This is a genomic window from Pseudolysinimonas sp. (genome assembly GCF_051954455.1).
Lineage (GTDB): Bacteria > Actinomycetota > Actinomycetes > Actinomycetales > Microbacteriaceae > Pseudolysinimonas.
Map to the genome: position 1 here is coordinate 23,226 of NZ_JBQCHS010000025.1, position 14,554 is coordinate 37,779.

Here is a 14,554-nt window from a genome sequence, read left to right on the forward strand (position 1 = left end):
CGTATCCGGCCCGCTCAGGCGGGCCAGTCGGCGAGGATGCGGTCGGCGACCCGGAGGCAGTTGGCGACGATCGTCAGCGTCGGGTTCACCGATCCGTTCGACGGGTGCAGCGAGGAGTCGGCGACGTAGACCCGGCGAGTGCCGTGCAGCCGGCCGTCCGCCCCGGTCGCCGAGCGCGCCGGGTCGTCACCCATCCGCGCGGTCCCGCACGAGTGCTCGCCGGCCGCCGACGCGGTGGCCCGCTGGATGCGACGCGCGACGTCGCGCGCGCCCGCGGCCTCCAGCCACCGCGCGGCCTCGCGCGCCATCCCGTCCTCGATCTCGCGCGACGCCGGGTGGGTGTCCTTGCGCAGCCGCGCCCCGGGGTTGCCCCACCGGTCGCGCACGTCGGCGAGCGTCACGCGCGAGCTCGGCAGCATGACCTCCTGGCCCATCCCGAAGACGCCGAACACGTGCCGGCGTCCCTCGCGCATCCACTGCTTATGGTCCGCCCCCCAGCCCGGGACGCCGTCTACCGGCGGGTCGGAGGCCATCGTGAGCGGCAGGATCGTCATGAGGTCGACGAGCACGCCGCCGCCCCACGGGATCGTGTCGGCGTGGACGTTGTCGAGGGTCGCGATCGAGTGCCCTGGCCCGACCCACGTCTTCGCGGGCGGGTCGACGAGGCCGAGCGCCGTGACGAAGCGGTGGTCGTGCAGATGCCGCCCCAGCTCGTCGTTGCCGAGGCCCGAGGCCAACAGAAGGCGCGGCGTCTCCACCGCGCCGGCGGAGACCACGACGATGTCCGCCTCGACCACGACCTCGCGCGCATGCGCGGTGGTCGCGTCGACCATGACCCGCACGCTCGCGGTGGCCTCGCCGTCCGCGACCCGGACGACTTCCGCGTCGAGGAGGTACTCGCAGCGCCCCGTCGCGAGCGCGAGCGGGATGAAGGTGTTGTGCGCGCCGTTCTTGGCGTCGACCGGGCAGGCGTGCCCCACGCACTGCGGGCACCGCACGCAGGCGGCGCGCCCGTCGCGCGGCACGCTGTTGAGGGCGAGCGGGATCGGGCCCCACTGCCAGCCGAGCCCGTCGGCCGCCGCGCCCAGCACCTCGCGCGACCGCTCGGTGCCCATGGCCGGCATGGGGTAGTCGCGCGAGCGCCGGGTTCGCGTCGTGAGGCCGCCCTGCTCGCCCGCGACGCCGAGCTCGTGCTCCGCCTGGGAGTAGTACGGCTCCATCTCGTCGTAGTCGACGGGCCAGTCGACGAGGCTCGCGCCCTCGGGATTGCCGTACTCGGACTCCATGCGGAAGTCCTCGGGCAGGAACCGCCAGGCCATGCCCTGCCAGATCCGCGTGCCGCCGCCCGGCAGCATCGCGTTGAGACCGTAGAGCGCCGCGTCGCCGTCCCCGTCGACCAGCGTCTCGCGGTCGTCGGCGGGGTCGACGTGGATCCGCGGATGGCCGGCGCCCGGACCGGCCGAGGGACGGTACACGGCGTTGCGCTTGTCGTGCAGGTGGTCGCCGCGGAGCGACGAGTTCGGGCGCCAGGCCGCGCGCTCCAGCACGAGCACGTGCTTTCCCGCGCCGGTCAGCTGCCGCGCGACTGCCCCCCCGCCCGGGCCCGACCCGACGATCACCGCGTCGTAGCGGCGCCGCACCCGCGAGGAGTCGATGGTGCGCGGGGCGGGCGGGTCGACGGGCGTCACGCCCTCGGGCACGTCGCGGAATCCGATCATCCGCAGGCCCTCGGGGTCGCGTCCGCCCGCCGACGCGTAGTACCCCTCCCAGCACACCCGTCGCAGTGCCGCGAACTCTCGCGTCGCCTCCGGGTCGTCCGCGAGGAGCGCGAGCGCCGCGTCCTGCCCCGCGGGGTCGAGGTCGAGGAAGCCGTCGCCGAGCCTCCCCACGAGCGACACCAGCAGCGGCTGCGCCCATGCGAGGTCCGGCCCCGCCTGCGCGAGGTACGAGCCGACGCCGCCGTCCCACCCGCCGCGCCAGCCGTCGGCCGGGATGACCCGGTCGACGGCTGCGCGCAGGATGGAGTCGGCCGACGTCACCGTCCGGCCAGCGAGCCGCCGATTCCGCCGACACTGAAGTACCGGTTGAGCACCGCGAAGATGAGGATCGGCGGGACCATCATCACGACGGCGACCGTCATGACCAGACCCCAGTTGGCCTGGTTCTGCTGGAAGAACGTCTGCAACCCCACCGGGAGCGTCTTGTTCTCGTCCGACCGGAGGAAGACCGCCGCGACCAGGTAGTCGTTCCAGGCCAGCAGGAAGCAGAAGATCGCCGTCGACAGCACGCCCGGGAGCGAGTTGCGCAGGATGATCCGCATGAACGAGCCGAAGACGCTCGTCCCGTCCATCCAGGCGGCCTCCTCGAGCATGATCGGGATCGAGTCGAAGTAGGCCGCCATCATCCAGGTCGCCACCGAGAGGGTGGAGCCGACGTAGATGATCGTGACGCCGGTCAGGTTGTCGACCAGACCGAGCTGCGCGAACAGGATGAAGAGCGGGATCACCGAGGTGACGACCGGCAGCGACTGCACGATGAACAGCACGAGCGAGTAGCCCGAGACCAGCCGGTTGCGGCCACGGGACAGCACGTATCCGGCCGGCGCCGCGACCACGACGGCCACGATGACGGTCGCGAGCGTGCAGATGAGGCTGTTGCCGAGCCACAGGCCGACGTTCGTCTGCGAGAACGCGATCCCGAAGTTCTCGAGCGTCAGGCCCTGGGTCTGCGAGCCGAGCGACGGGGTGAGCGACAGGATCAGCACCGCCACGATCGGGATGAGCACGATCGCGGTGATGAGCAGGATCCCGATGAATCGTCCCCACTGCCCGCGGGTCCCGGGCGGGGCCGATCGCCGTTGGCGCGTGGAATTGGTGACACCCACCTGGAGCTTGCCGGTGAGGGGGAGGTCGGTGGCGCTCATTCGATGTTGACCTTCCGGATCTGGCGGTACAGGAGGACCGAGATGATGACGAGCACGATGGTCATGAGGAACGCGATCGCGACTCCGGGGCCCGTCTGGTAGTTCTGGAACACCGTCACGTACGCCATCACCACGAGGGTCTGCGTCGACTGCACCGGTCCTCCGCCCGTGAGGAGGAAGATCGTCGGGAAGTCGTTGACGCAGAAGATCGTCATGAGGATCCACGAGATGTACGTCGTGCGGGAGATGATCGGCAGCGTGATGAGGCGGAAGGTCTGCCACGGGCCGGCGCCGTCGACCTTCGAGGCCTCGTAGACGTTGGTGTCGACCGACGCCAGGGCCGACGCCATCATCATCATCATGAACGGGAAGCTGATCCACACCTTGAAGATGCAGACGAGGATCTGCGCCAGGGTCGGGTCGGCGAGGAACAGCGGCGTGCCCAGACCGAAGAAGTGGGCGATCACCGGGAACGGGGACTGCGGTGTGGCCACGAGCCAGTTCCACGCGGTCGCCGAGACGACGGTCGGCACGACCCACGGCAGCAGGAGAAGCACCTTGAAGACCCCGTTGGCGGGGATCTTGGTGCGCAGCAGCAGGGCGAGCGCGAGGCCGATGATCCACGACCCGAAGACGCCGACGACCGTGAAGATCAGCGTGAACAGGGCCGCGTGCCAGAACACCGGCTCCTGGAGGACCGTCAGGTAGTTCTGCAGGCCGACGAAGTTGCCGGCCGACAGCAGGTCGCCGTTACGCGCGGACTGCTGGCCCGCGTAGATGACGGGGTAGAGGTTCAGCAGGACCAGCAGGACGAGGGAGGGCGCTGCGAACGCGATCAGGGTCGCGGACCGCGAGCGATGCCCCGGCATCCGATTGGTGCTGGAGGGCTTGGGGCGCCGCCCCGCGCCTCCGGCTCCGACGCCGCGGCGAGCCCGGCTGATGCCGGTGGTGAGGGATTCTGTCGACATGGGGGTCTCTTCTCCGTTGAAGGCCGCGGCCCCGAGGATATGCCCCGGGGCCGCGGAGACGATCGCGAAACGTCGCGGATCGCCTTACTTCATCAGTCCTTCGATGCCGTTCTGGAGCGTCTGCAGCGCCGACTTCGCGTCGGTGTTGCCGCCGAGGATGGCCTGCGTGAAGTTGAGCATCGGCTGCGTGCCGTCCACCGTGTTGGCGATGTTGGCGAAGAGGCCGTTGCCGCCCGGAGCCGCCCACGTCTTGAAGATGGGGTTCCAGTCGTTGAGGATCTTCACGTTGTTGGCGTTCGACTTGAACTCCTCGGTCGCCGCGATGGACTTGAGGGGCGGGAGGCCGATGCCGGTGTTCTTGGTCCAGAGCTCCTTCATGTTCTGGTAGTAGTACGTGACGAACGCCTCCGAGCCCTTCTGGCTGGGGGTGTTCGTGTACATCATGATGTTGTTCGGGAAGTAGAGGCCGCCCTTCTTGCCGGACGGGCTCGTCAGCGGGTCCGCGACCATGAGGTCGCCCGCGACGTCGCCCACCGCGCCGGCCGGCAGGCCCGCTCCGTCCCAGCCGAAGCCGAATTTCTTCGCCTTCCACTGCGCCTGCACGTTGTCCGACGTGTAGGTCGCCGCGGCCGGGTCCGAGTACCCGTTCTTCACGAGCTCGAGGATGAAGTCGATCGCCTCGATGTTCGCGTCGGTGACCGCGTCGGGCTCCTGCTTCGAGTTGAACAGGCCGCCGCCGTTGTTGATCATGAACGCCGTCATGATGTGGCTGCCCGTGAAGGACCCCGCGCCCGAGCCGAGACCGAAGCCGAAGACGCCGATCTTCTTGAGCTTGGCGCAGACGTCCTTGTACTCGTCCCAGGTCTGCGGCACATCGGCACCGGCCTGCTGCATGAGCGACTTGTTGTACCAGGCCACGCGGACGTCCAGGTTGTACGGCACCGCCGCGTAGCCCTTGTCCGTCTTCATGGTGTCGAGCAGGCCGTCGAGGAAGTCATCCTTCAGGCCGTTGGACTCCCACGACTTGATGAGGTTGTCGGCGTAGGCGATCTTGCCCTGCGCCGCGAACTGGAAGGCCTGGGTTCCTCCGCCGGAGCTGACGGCGGGTCCGGTGTTGGAGGCGATCGCGGAGGAGAACGTCTGGGTGAAGTTCGCCCACTGGATCTCCTGGTACGTCGCCGCCGGCAGGCCGTTCTTCGGCTTGTAGGCGAGGGTGATCTTCTTATCGGTGGGGTTGAAGGTCGTCCCACCCCAGGGCATGTTCCAGAACTTCAGCGGCTTGCCGCTTCCGCCGCCGGAGCCGCCGGCGCCACCGCCGGAGCATGCGGCCAGCACCGCCGCGAGGCTCACGCCTCCGGCGACGCCGAGGAATCCGCGTCGGGTGAAACTCGCACCATTCTGTGTTGGCATCGTTGCCTCTCTCTGATCTGCGGGCCGTCTGTGCCCAGCCGTCTCTGCGTTGAGGGGATCAGCCGGCACCCGCAGGCAGGGGCCGGATTCCCCTAGTGAAACAGCGAAGCGGGGACGGGTCAACGAAAAATTCGCGATTCCGACAACAAATAACGCGATCACCCGCGCGACGCCCGATCCGACCATGGCGGAATGCGGGCCGCTCGGATAAAGTTGAGTTCAGTAGACTCAGCTTTCAACCTCACACAGGAGAGTGGATTTGGCGAACATGCAGGGCGCCCCCTCCAGCCAGGAGGAGCAGAAGAGCGCCCTCGAGCAGTACGGCATCAACCTCACCGAGATCGCGAAGAGCGGCAAGCTCGACCCCGTGATCGGCCGCGACGCTGAGATCCGGCGCATCAGCCAGGTGCTGACCCGGCGCACCAAGAACAACCCCGTGCTGATCGGCGAGCCGGGTGTCGGCAAGACGGCCGTCGTCGAGGGGCTCGCCCAGCGCATCGTCGCGGGCGACGTCGCCGACTCGCTCAAGGACAAGCAGCTCGTCTCGCTCGACCTCGCGGCGCTCGTGGCGGGCGCCAAGTACCGCGGCGAGTTCGAGGAGCGGCTGAAGGCCGTCCTCAAGGAGATCACCGACTCCGACGGCCAGGTCATCACCTTCATCGACGAGCTGCACACCCTGATGGGGGCGGGCGGCGGCGAGGGGTCGGTCGCGGCCGCCAACATGCTCAAGCCGATGCTCGCCCGCGGCGAGCTGCGGCTCATCGGCGCGACCACGCTCAACGAGTACCGCGAGTACATCGAGAAGGACGCCGCCCTCGAGCGCCGGTTCCAGCAGGTGTACGTGGGAGAGCCGTCCGTGGAGGACACGGTCGCGATCCTGCGCGGGCTCAAGGAGCGCTACGAGGCGCACCACAAGGTGACCATCGCCGACAGCGCGCTCGTCGCCGCGGCCGCCCTCAGCAACCGGTACATCACCGCGCGGCAGCTGCCCGACAAGGCGATCGACCTCATCGACGAGGCGGCGTCGCGGCTCAAGATGGAGATCGACTCCAGCCCCGTCGAGATCGACGAGCTGAAGCGCGCCGTCGACCGGCTGAAGATCGAGGAGCTCGCCCTCAAGAAGGAGAAGGACGACGCCTCCAAGGCGCGGCTCGAGAAGCTGCGCTCCGACCTGCGCACCATGGAGACGGAGCTCGACGTGCTCCAGACCCGGTGGGCCGCCGAGAAGGCCGGCCTCCACTCGGTCGGCGAGTTCAAGACCCAGCTGAACGACGCCCGCATCGAGCTCGACCGGGCCATGCGCGAGGGCGACTACCAGAAGGCGTCGAAGCTCAACTACGAGACGATCCCCGGCATCGAGAAGAAGCTGGCGTCGGCCGAGCAGGTCGAGCAGCAGGGGCCGCGGATGGTCAACGATCAGGTGACCGACGAGGACATCGCGGCGGTCGTCGCGGCGTGGACCGGCATCCCGGTCGACAAGCTGCGCCAGGGCGAGCAGGAGAAGCTGCTGCACCTGGAGGCGGAGCTCGGCAAGCGGCTGATCGGGCAGAAGGACGCGGTGCGGGCCGTCTCGGAGGCGGTGCGCCGCACGCGCGCCGGCATCTCCGACCCCGACCGGCCGACCGGCTCGTTCCTCTTCCTCGGGCCGACCGGTGTCGGCAAGACCGAGCTCGCGAAGGCGCTCGCCGCGTACCTCTTCGACGACGAGAAGGCGCTCGTGCGCATCGACATGTCGGAGTACGGCGAGAAGTTCGCGGTGTCGCGCCTCGTCGGCGCCCCTCCCGGGTACATCGGCTACGAGCAGGGCGGTCAGCTCACCGAGGCCGTGCGGCGGCGCCCGTACTCGGTGATCCTCCTCGACGAGGTCGAGAAGGCGCACCCGGAGGTGTTCGACGTCCTGCTGCAGGTGCTCGACGACGGGCGGCTGACCGACGGGCAGGGCCGGACGGTCGACTTCCGGAACACGATCCTGATCCTGACCTCGAACCTCGGCAGCCAGATCCTGGTCGACCAGGACCTGCCGTGGGAGCAGAAGGAGGCGTCGGTGCAGGAGCTCGTGCGCCAGGCGTTCAAGCCGGAGTTCGTCAACCGCCTCGACGACATCGTCGTGTTCGCGCCCCTCACCCAGGGCGACCTCGGGCAGATCGTGTCGCTGTACGTCGACCGGCTCGAGCGCCGGCTCGGCCAGCGGCGGCTGCAGCTCGCGGTCACGCCCGACGCGCGCGGCTGGCTCGCGGAGCGCGGGTACGACCCGATCTACGGCGCGCGGCCGCTCCGTCGGCTCATGCAGCACGAGATCGACGACCGGCTCGCGAAGGCGCTCCTCGAGGGCGTCATCCGCGACGGCGACACGGTGCGGGTGGACGTCGACCGCGACGCGGACGGCCTCGCCGTATCGCGGTTCGAGCCGGCTGCCGTCTGATCGCCGCGGGTCGAGGAGCGGCTACGGCGCTCCGCGCCTCCTCGACCGCTCAGCGGAGCGCCGGCACGACCTCGCGCTCGAAGAGCTCGATCCCGGAGCGGTCGTACGCCGCCTCCGGGAAGTAGTGGATCGCGTAGCCGAGCCCCAGCGCCTGCACCTCGCGCATCCGCTCCACGATCTGCTCCGGCGTGCCGACGCCGATCGCGCCGTCGTACTCCGCCATGAAGCGGTCGGCGACCTCGTCGCCGAGGTACGGGCGCACGCGTGCGTCGATCCGGGCGAGGCGCTCCCGCACCTCGGCCTCGGTCGAGCCGATGACCGTGCTGTAATTGGCGCTCCGGGTGATCGCGTCGAAGTCGGTGCCGAGCTCGTCGCAGTGCCCGCGGAGGATGTCGCTCTTGGCGGCGAACGTCGCCGGGTCGCCGCCGAAGTTCGTGTACCGCGCGTACTGCGCCGCGATCCGCAGCGTCACCTTCTCGCCGCCGCCGGCGACCCACAGCGGGATCCCGTCCTCCTGCAGCGGCTTCGGCCAGACCCGGGCGCCGTCCACCTGGTAGTACTCGCCGTCGAGCGTCGCCTCCCCGGTCGCCCACGCCTGGCGCATGATGTCGACGCCCTCACGCAGGCGCCCGAGCCGCTCCTTCACGCCCGGGAACCCGTAGCCGTACGCGCGCCACTCGTGCTCGTACCAGCCGCCGCCGATGCCCATCTCGACGCGGCCGCCCGAGATGGCGTCGATCGTCGACGCGACCTTCGCGAGGTAGGCGGGATTGCGGTAGCTCATGCACGTGCACATCTGGCCGAGCCGCACGCGCTTGGTCGTCGCGCCGAACGCCGACATGAGGGTCCACGCCTCGTGCGTCGCCTCCTCGCTCGGCACCGGCACGGTGTGGAAGTGGTCGTAGACCCAGATCGACTCCCACGGTCCGTCGTCGGCGTGCTGGGCGAGGTCGTGCATGACGGCCCACTGCCGGTCGGGTGCGATGCCGACCAGGTCGTGCCGCCAGCCCTGGGGGATGAAGAGTCCGAAGCGCATGATCCGACGTTAGCCCTCGTGCGGCGACCGGCCGCCGACTCCCCGCCGGCGTCGAGGCGTCACCCGGCGACGTCGGCGCGGATCGGCAGCAGGTTGCCGAGCGGCGCGAAGAACGCGTCGTCGAACATGATGCGCGTCACGCCGTACTCGCCGAATCCGACGACCCAGTCGACGGCGCTCGCCGTCGGGATCGCGAGGACGAGCCCGGCCTCCTCCTCCGGGAGGTGCAGCTGCTCGGTCGCGAACCGCTGCGCGCGGGCTCCCTCGGTGAACGCGAAGAGGGTCGGACCGTCGGGCGTCTCGCCGATGAACGGGCGCGGCTCCTCGAGGCCGCCACGCGCGATGAAGAGCCAGCGCGGAAGGGCGAAGACCGCGCGCCAGAGCGCCCGCTGCTCCGCGATCCCGTCGCCCTCGGTTCCGGCCGCCCGAGCCGCCTCGAGGAGCGGCGGGATGAGCGCCGCGGACTCGGCCTGCGCGGCCGAGTCGTCGGGCTCGGTCACCCGTCGGCCTTGACGTCCGTGCGGTCGAGCAGCTGATCGCGCACCTTGCGACGGATGACCTTGCCGATGAGCGACTTCGGCAGCTCGTCCACCACGTAGACCCGCTTCGGCGCCTTGTAGTGCGCGAGGTTCTCCTTCGCGTAGGCCCGGAGGGCCTCGCCGTCGACCTTCTCGCCCGGCTTCTCGACGACCGCGGCCACGACGTGCTCGCCGTCGCGGGCGTCGGGGATGCCCACGATCGCGATGTCCGCGACGCCCGCGAACCCGCGGAGCGCGTCCTCCACCTCGGTCGGCGAGACGTTGAAGCCGCCGGTGATGACGAGGTCCTTGATGCGGTCGACGATCGACACGAATCCGTCCTCGTCGATCGTGACGATGTCGCCGGTGCGGAACCACCCGTCCACGAAGACCTCGGCGGTCGCCTCCGGCTTGTTCCAGTAGCCGGAGAACACCTGCGGCCCGCGGACGACGAGCTCGCCCTTCTCGCCGAGCGGCAGCTCCTTCGTCGGATCGTCGGCGTCGACCACCCGGACCTCGGTGAGCGGGAGCGGCAGGCCGACCGTGCCCTGCTTGCGGTTGTCGGCGACCGGGTTGGCCATCAGCACCGGGCTCGTCTCGGAGAGCCCGTACCCCTCGACGAGATACCCCTTCGTCATCCTCTCCCACGGCGTGATGACGGCCTGCGAGAGCGGCATCGCGCCGGAGATCGCGATCTCGATCCCCTCCAGCGAGACCCCCTTCTCCTGCGCTGCCTTGGTCAGCCGGTCGTAGATCGGCGGCACGGCGGGGAGGAAGGTCGGCGGGTGCTTCTTCACCACCGGCAGCACGAGGTCCGGGTCGAACCGCGGGAACATCACGAGCCGCGCGCCCATGCTCATCGCGAAGGTGAGGCAGAGGGTGAGGCCGTAGGCGTGGAAGAGGGGGAGCACCGCGTACACCGTGCAGTCCCCGCGTCGGATGGTCGGCACCCACGCGCGCGCCTGCGCGGCGTTGACCCCGAGGTTCAGGTGCGTGAGCGTCGCGCCCTTCGGGCTGCCCGTCGTCCCGCTCGTGTACTGGATGACCGCGACGTCGTCGACCGACGGCCCGGGGACGCTGGCCTTGATCGGCTCGGCTGTGACGAGATCCTCCCAGGGGAGCGTGTCGTGCACGCGCTGGGTGAGCTCCGCGCGCTGCCTCCGGGCAGCGGGGATCGGCAGCGAGAGGAGGAAGCGCAGGCGGCCCGGCATGGCCCGGGTCATGTTGACCGAGATGATGCGGTCGACGGCGACGTCGTCCGGGAACGACTGGATCTCGGGCACGAGCTTGTCCCAGGCGATGACGACCTTCGCCCCGTGGTCCTCGAACTGGTGGCGCAGCTCCCGCGGCGTGTAGAGCGGGTTGTGCTCGATCACGATCGCTCCGAGGCGGAGGATCGCGTAGAACGCCACGACGTGCTGCGGGCAGTTCGGCAGCGCGATCGCGACGCGGTCGCCCTTGCGGACGCCGAGGCGCCGGAGCCCCTCCGCGGCCCGGTCGATCTGCGCGCCGAGTTCGGCGTAGGTCCACTCGCGGCCGAAGAACTCGATCGCGACGTGCGAGCCGAACTCGGTCACCGAGGAGCGGATGAGGTCCGAGAGCGACCCGGTCGGGAGCGGGATCTCGTGCGGGACGCCCTCCGCGTAGGAGTCGAGCCAGGGCTTCGCCGGATCCGTGGGCATGCGTTCAGCCTAAGGACTCCCGTGCCGGGCCATTCCCGCGCCCCGTCCGGGCTCTCGCGCGCGACCCCCACCGTCCCTCGCGGCACGCCCTGCTGGCAACCGCGGCGCGATCCCCTGTCCGAAATGCAGGAGTTCCGCGTCGCCGCTCCCAGGTTCTCCGGGCATGTCGGTCCGGCGGGGAGCAGATCTCCTGCATTTCGGACAGCGGAGGGCGGGACGCTGGGACGCGGCGCGGAGGCGGGGTCAGGCGCCCACGAGCTCCAGGTGCCACGCCGTCTGGCGCAGAGCCGACATGCGGGTGACGTCGGTGAGGGAGGCCCAGCCGCCGGTCCAGCCGAGGAGCGGGGCGATCTCCTCGGCGGTCGCGTCCGGCCGCTCGGCGAGGGCGGCCGCGACCTGCGCCGTGCGGGCGCGGTGGTGGGCGGCGAGCTCGGCGCAGCGGGTGGGAAGGTCGTCGATCGCGAGGCCGTGGCCGGGGAGAGCGGGGCGGCCGGCGAACTCCCGCGCGATCCGGTCGAGGCTCGCGAGGTAGTCGCGGATCGGGTTGCCCGCGACCTCGACGCTCAGGCCGAGGCCGGGGTTGATCGCGGGGAGGACGGTGTCGCCGGTCAGCAGGACGTCGCCGAGGTCGAGGCAGATGCTGCCGGGGGTGTGGCCGGGGGTGGCGACGACGCGGGCCGTCCGACCGCCGAGGCGCAGCTCCTGTCCGTCGTCGAGGAGGCCGTCGATCGGGATGCCGGCCTCGCCCGCGTCGGGCCGGCCGAGCAGGATCCGGGCCCCGCTCCGCTCCCGGATCCGGGCGGCGAGCGAGAGGTGGTCGACGTGCCAGTGCGTGGCGACGATCGACCGCACGTCCTCGAGGCGGAGGCCGAGCTCCGCCAGCCCGGCATCGAGCGCCGAGAGCGCGGCCGGGTCGTCCCAGCCGGGGTCGACGAGGTCGACCGCCGCGCCGTCGCGGAGCACGACGCAGTTGGTCTGGGCGGGGTGCGGCCCGGGCGGCGTCGGGATCGACAGGACGTCGGGCGGGGTCACCGCGCCGGCTCCGCTCCCGTCATCGGGCGAGTTCCTCGCGGATCGCGGCGGCGAATGCGTCGACGTCGGCCTCCGTCGTGTCGAAGGCGGTCATCCAGCGGACCTGGCCGTTCGCGCGGTCCCAGTCGTAGAAGCGGTAGCGGTCGCGGATCCGGTCGGCGACCGCGTTGTCGAGCACCGCGAAGACCGCGTTCGCCTCGGTCGCCTGCGAGAAGCCGAGGCCGGGAACTCCCTCGATCGCGGCGCGGAGCCGGCTGGCCATCGCGTTGGCGTGCGCGGCGGACCGGAGACCCAGCCCGTCCTCGAAGAGCGCGAGGATCTGCGCGGAGAGGAAGCGCATCTTGCTCGCGAGCTGCATCGCGGTCTTGCGCAGGAACACGATGCCGTCGACCGCGTCCGGGTTCAGCACCACGATCGCCTCGGCCCCGAGCGCGCCGTTCTTGGTGGCGCCGAAGCTGACGATGTCGACGCCGACCTCCGTCGTGAAGGCGCGGAACGGCAGGTCGAGAGCCGCCGCCGCGTTCCAGATCCGGGCGCCGTCGAGGTGCACGATCATGCCGTGGCCGTGGGCCGCGTCGGCGATCGCGCGGATCTCCTCGGGGCGGTAGAGCGTGCCGAGCTCCGTCGTCTGGGCGATCGACAGCGCGAGCGGCTGGGCGCGGTGCTCGTCGCCGAAGCCGAACGCCTCGGTCTCGAGCAGCTCGGGCGTCAGCTTGCCGTCGGGGGTCGGCACGGGGAAGAGCTTGAGGCCCGCCGTCTTCTCGGGGGCGCCGCCCTCGTCGGTGTGCATGTGGCTCGTCGTGGTGGTCACGATCGCGCCCCAGCGGGGCAGCACGCTGGTCAGCGCGACGACGTTGGCACCGGTGCCGTTGAACACCGGGAAGGCCTCGGCGCGCTCGCCGAAGTGCTCGCGCATGACGTGCTGCAGCCGCTCCGTGACGACGTCCTCGCCGTACGAGATCTCGTGGCCGGTGTTGGCGGCGGCGATCGCGGCGAGCACCTCGGGGTGCACCCCCGCGTAGTTGTCGGAGGCGAAGGTGCGGTCCATGGGATCCAGTCTGTCAATTCCGAGATGGTCGAGCAGTCGCAGAGCGGCGTATCGAGACCTCGTCGCGACAGGGCCTCGATACGCGCCGACGGCGCTACTCGACCCGCTGCGCGGTGATGCCGGAGGTCGACGCGATCACGTCGCCGAGCTTCCTGCCGAGCGCCTCGTAGAACATCGACAGCGGGAACTCGTCGTCCAGCACGGCGTCGGTGTAGCCCTTCGGCGCCCCGACGAGGATCTCGTCCGGCAGTCCGCGCGCCCAGCGCGAGGCGGGATTCGGCTCCAGCGTCGCGCGCACGAGCTCGTACGCTGCGAGCCAGTGCGCGGTCTTCGGGCGGTCGATGCTCTTCCAGTACAGCTCGTCGATCGCGTCGCCGAGCGCGCCGACCGCCGCCGGCACCTCGTCCCAGTCGATCGCGAGCTGGGTGTCGGTCCAGTGCAGCACGTCGTGCTGGTGCAGCCAGGCGAACAGCAGCTGCCCGCCGAGTCCGTCGTAGTTGCGGGTGCGGGTGCCGGTGAGCGGGAACCGGAAGATGCGGTCGAAGAGGATCGCGACCCGTACGAGTCGTGCCCGGTCGCGGATCGTCGGCGAGACGCCCTCATCGGCGGCGAGCTTCGTCGCCTCGCGATACGCGGTGAGGTCGCAGCGCAGCTCCTCGAGGGAGTAGAGGAAGAACGGCATCCGCTGCTTGATCATGAACGGGTCGAACGGCAGGTCGCCGCGCATGTGCGTGCGGTCGTGGATGAGGTCCCACATGACGAAGGCCTCCTCCGTCAGCCGCTGGTCGCCGAGCAGGCGCGCGAGCTCGTCGGTCGCGTCGAGCTTCGTGATGTCCGAGGCCGCCTTCACGACGCGGCGGAACCGCGCGGCCTCGCGGTCGGCGAAGATCGCGCCCCAGGTGAAGCGGGGGATCTCGCGCATCGCGACCGTCTCGGGGAAGAGCACGGCGGAGTTCGTGTCGTAGCCGCCCGTGAAGTCGACGAAGCGGATCGGCACGAACAGCGCGTTCGTATAGGTCTCCTGCAGCTCGGCGATGAAGTCGGGCCAGACGACCTCGACCAGCACCGCCTCGAGCAGGCGGTCGGGGGAGCCGTTCTGCGTCGTCATCGGGAAGACGACGAGGTGGCGCAGCCCGTCGACGCGGTGCTCCTGCGGCTGGAACGCGACGAGGGAGTCGAGGAAGTCGGGGATGCCGAAGCCGGAGTCCGCCCAGCGGGCGAGGTCGACGTCGAGCGCCTCGAGGTAGGCGGCGTCGTGCGGGAAGGCCGGGGCCAGTCCGCGGACGGCGTCGCGGATGCGGGTGACGAGCTCGGCGGCCTCGCCGCGGTCGGCGTCCTCGGCGAGGGATCCGTCCTTGATCTGCAGCGCCCGGAATGCGCTCACGGCATCCTTCAGGTCGAGCCACGCGGGGTGGGTCTCGACAAGCTCGACCGGCACGGCGGGCATCGTCATCGTCATGCCCACGACGCTACGGAGAACCCCGCCGCAAAGGGTTGACTGCCGCGCAACGAACC

The 14,554-nt window shown here is 70.4% G+C and carries 11 protein-coding genes; 1 reads left to right on the plus strand and 10 read right to left on the minus strand.

Going from position 1 to position 14,554, the window contains the following annotated elements:
• Positions 1-14: 14 nt before the first annotated feature.
• From ACTHM3_RS11685 to ACTHM3_RS11700, 4 genes are all read right to left on the minus strand, one after another.
• Positions 15-2,039: a GMC oxidoreductase gene (locus tag ACTHM3_RS11685; protein WP_440406275.1), complete on the minus strand. Its 2,025-nt coding sequence runs from the start codon at positions 2,037-2,039 to the stop codon at positions 15-17.
• On the minus strand, positions 2,036-2,923 hold the full coding sequence (locus ACTHM3_RS11690; RefSeq protein WP_440406276.1) for a carbohydrate ABC transporter permease: 888 nt from the start codon (positions 2,921-2,923) through the stop codon (positions 2,036-2,038). The genes ACTHM3_RS11685 and ACTHM3_RS11690 overlap by 4 nt, the downstream gene beginning before the upstream one ends.
• The gene (locus ACTHM3_RS11695) at positions 2,920-3,891 is read right to left on the minus strand and encodes a carbohydrate ABC transporter permease (protein ID WP_440406277.1); all 972 of its coding nucleotides are present in this window, start codon (positions 3,889-3,891) and stop codon (positions 2,920-2,922) included. Before ACTHM3_RS11695 ends, ACTHM3_RS11690 begins: the two co-directional genes overlap by 4 nt.
• Positions 3,892-3,975: 84 nt before the next feature.
• The gene (locus ACTHM3_RS11700) at positions 3,976-5,301 is read right to left on the minus strand and encodes an ABC transporter substrate-binding protein (protein ID WP_440406278.1); all 1,326 of its coding nucleotides are present in this window, start codon (positions 5,299-5,301) and stop codon (positions 3,976-3,978) included.
• A 259-nt stretch (positions 5,302-5,560) separates the two neighbouring features.
• Between ACTHM3_RS11700 and ACTHM3_RS11705 the strand changes: the two genes are divergently transcribed.
• Positions 5,561-7,723 carry an ATP-dependent Clp protease ATP-binding subunit gene (locus ACTHM3_RS11705; RefSeq protein ID WP_440406279.1) on the plus strand — a complete coding sequence of 721 codons (2,163 nt, stop codon included), beginning with the start codon at positions 5,561-5,563 and terminating at the stop codon, positions 7,721-7,723.
• Between the two features lie 49 nt (positions 7,724-7,772).
• Here the strand turns inward: ACTHM3_RS11705 and ACTHM3_RS11710 are convergent, their stop codons facing one another.
• The 6 genes from ACTHM3_RS11710 to ACTHM3_RS11735 all read right to left on the minus strand — a co-directional run bounded on the left by ACTHM3_RS11710 (position 7,773) and on the right by ACTHM3_RS11735 (position 14,498).
• Positions 7,773-8,759: an LLM class F420-dependent oxidoreductase gene (locus tag ACTHM3_RS11710; protein ID WP_440406280.1), complete on the minus strand. Its 987-nt coding sequence runs from the start codon at positions 8,757-8,759 to the stop codon at positions 7,773-7,775.
• Positions 8,760-8,818: 59 nt separating this feature from the next.
• The gene (locus ACTHM3_RS11715) at positions 8,819-9,259 is read right to left on the minus strand and encodes a hypothetical protein (RefSeq protein WP_440406281.1); all 441 of its coding nucleotides are present in this window, start codon (positions 9,257-9,259) and stop codon (positions 8,819-8,821) included.
• Positions 9,256-10,959, minus strand: coding sequence for a long-chain-fatty-acid--CoA ligase (locus tag ACTHM3_RS11720; RefSeq protein WP_440406282.1), 1,704 nt, complete (start codon positions 10,957-10,959; stop codon positions 9,256-9,258). The genes ACTHM3_RS11715 and ACTHM3_RS11720 overlap by 4 nt, the downstream gene beginning before the upstream one ends.
• Positions 10,960-11,202: 243 nt before the next feature.
• The gene (locus tag ACTHM3_RS11725; RefSeq protein ID WP_440406283.1) at positions 11,203-11,991 is read right to left on the minus strand and encodes an MBL fold metallo-hydrolase; all 789 of its coding nucleotides are present in this window, start codon (positions 11,989-11,991) and stop codon (positions 11,203-11,205) included.
• A gap of 19 nt (positions 11,992-12,010) precedes the next feature.
• Positions 12,011-13,039 carry a threonine aldolase family protein gene (locus ACTHM3_RS11730; protein ID WP_440406284.1) on the minus strand — a complete coding sequence of 343 codons (1,029 nt, stop codon included), beginning with the start codon at positions 13,037-13,039 and terminating at the stop codon, positions 12,011-12,013.
• Positions 13,040-13,133: 94 nt separating this feature from the next.
• A complete protein-coding gene (locus tag ACTHM3_RS11735; protein WP_440406285.1) occupies positions 13,134-14,498 on the minus strand; it encodes a DUF6421 family protein in 1,365 nt (454 codons plus the stop codon).
• Between the last annotated feature and the right edge of the window lie 56 nt (positions 14,499-14,554).

Excerpts from the sequence above, each read along its gene's own strand:
- ACTHM3_RS11690 (WP_440406276.1), bottom strand. The coding sequence starts at position 2,923 with ATGAGCGCCACCGACCTCCCCCTCACCGGCAAGCTCCAGGTGGGTGTC.
- ACTHM3_RS11695 (WP_440406277.1), bottom strand. The coding sequence starts at position 3,891 with ATGTCGACAGAATCCCTCACCACCGGCATCAGCCGGGCTCGCCGCGGC.
- ACTHM3_RS11700 (WP_440406278.1), bottom strand. The coding sequence starts at position 5,301 with ATGCCAACACAGAATGGTGCGAGTTTCACCCGACGCGGATTCCTCGGC.
- ACTHM3_RS11710 (WP_440406280.1), bottom strand. The coding sequence starts at position 8,759 with ATGCGCTTCGGACTCTTCATCCCCCAGGGCTGGCGGCACGACCTGGTC.
- ACTHM3_RS11720 (WP_440406282.1), bottom strand. The coding sequence starts at position 10,959 with ATGCCCACGGATCCGGCGAAGCCCTGGCTCGACTCCTACGCGGAGGGC.
- ACTHM3_RS11730 (WP_440406284.1), bottom strand. The coding sequence starts at position 13,039 with ATGGACCGCACCTTCGCCTCCGACAACTACGCGGGGGTGCACCCCGAG.
- ACTHM3_RS11735 (WP_440406285.1), bottom strand. The coding sequence starts at position 14,498 with ATGACGATGACGATGCCCGCCGTGCCGGTCGAGCTTGTCGAGACCCAC.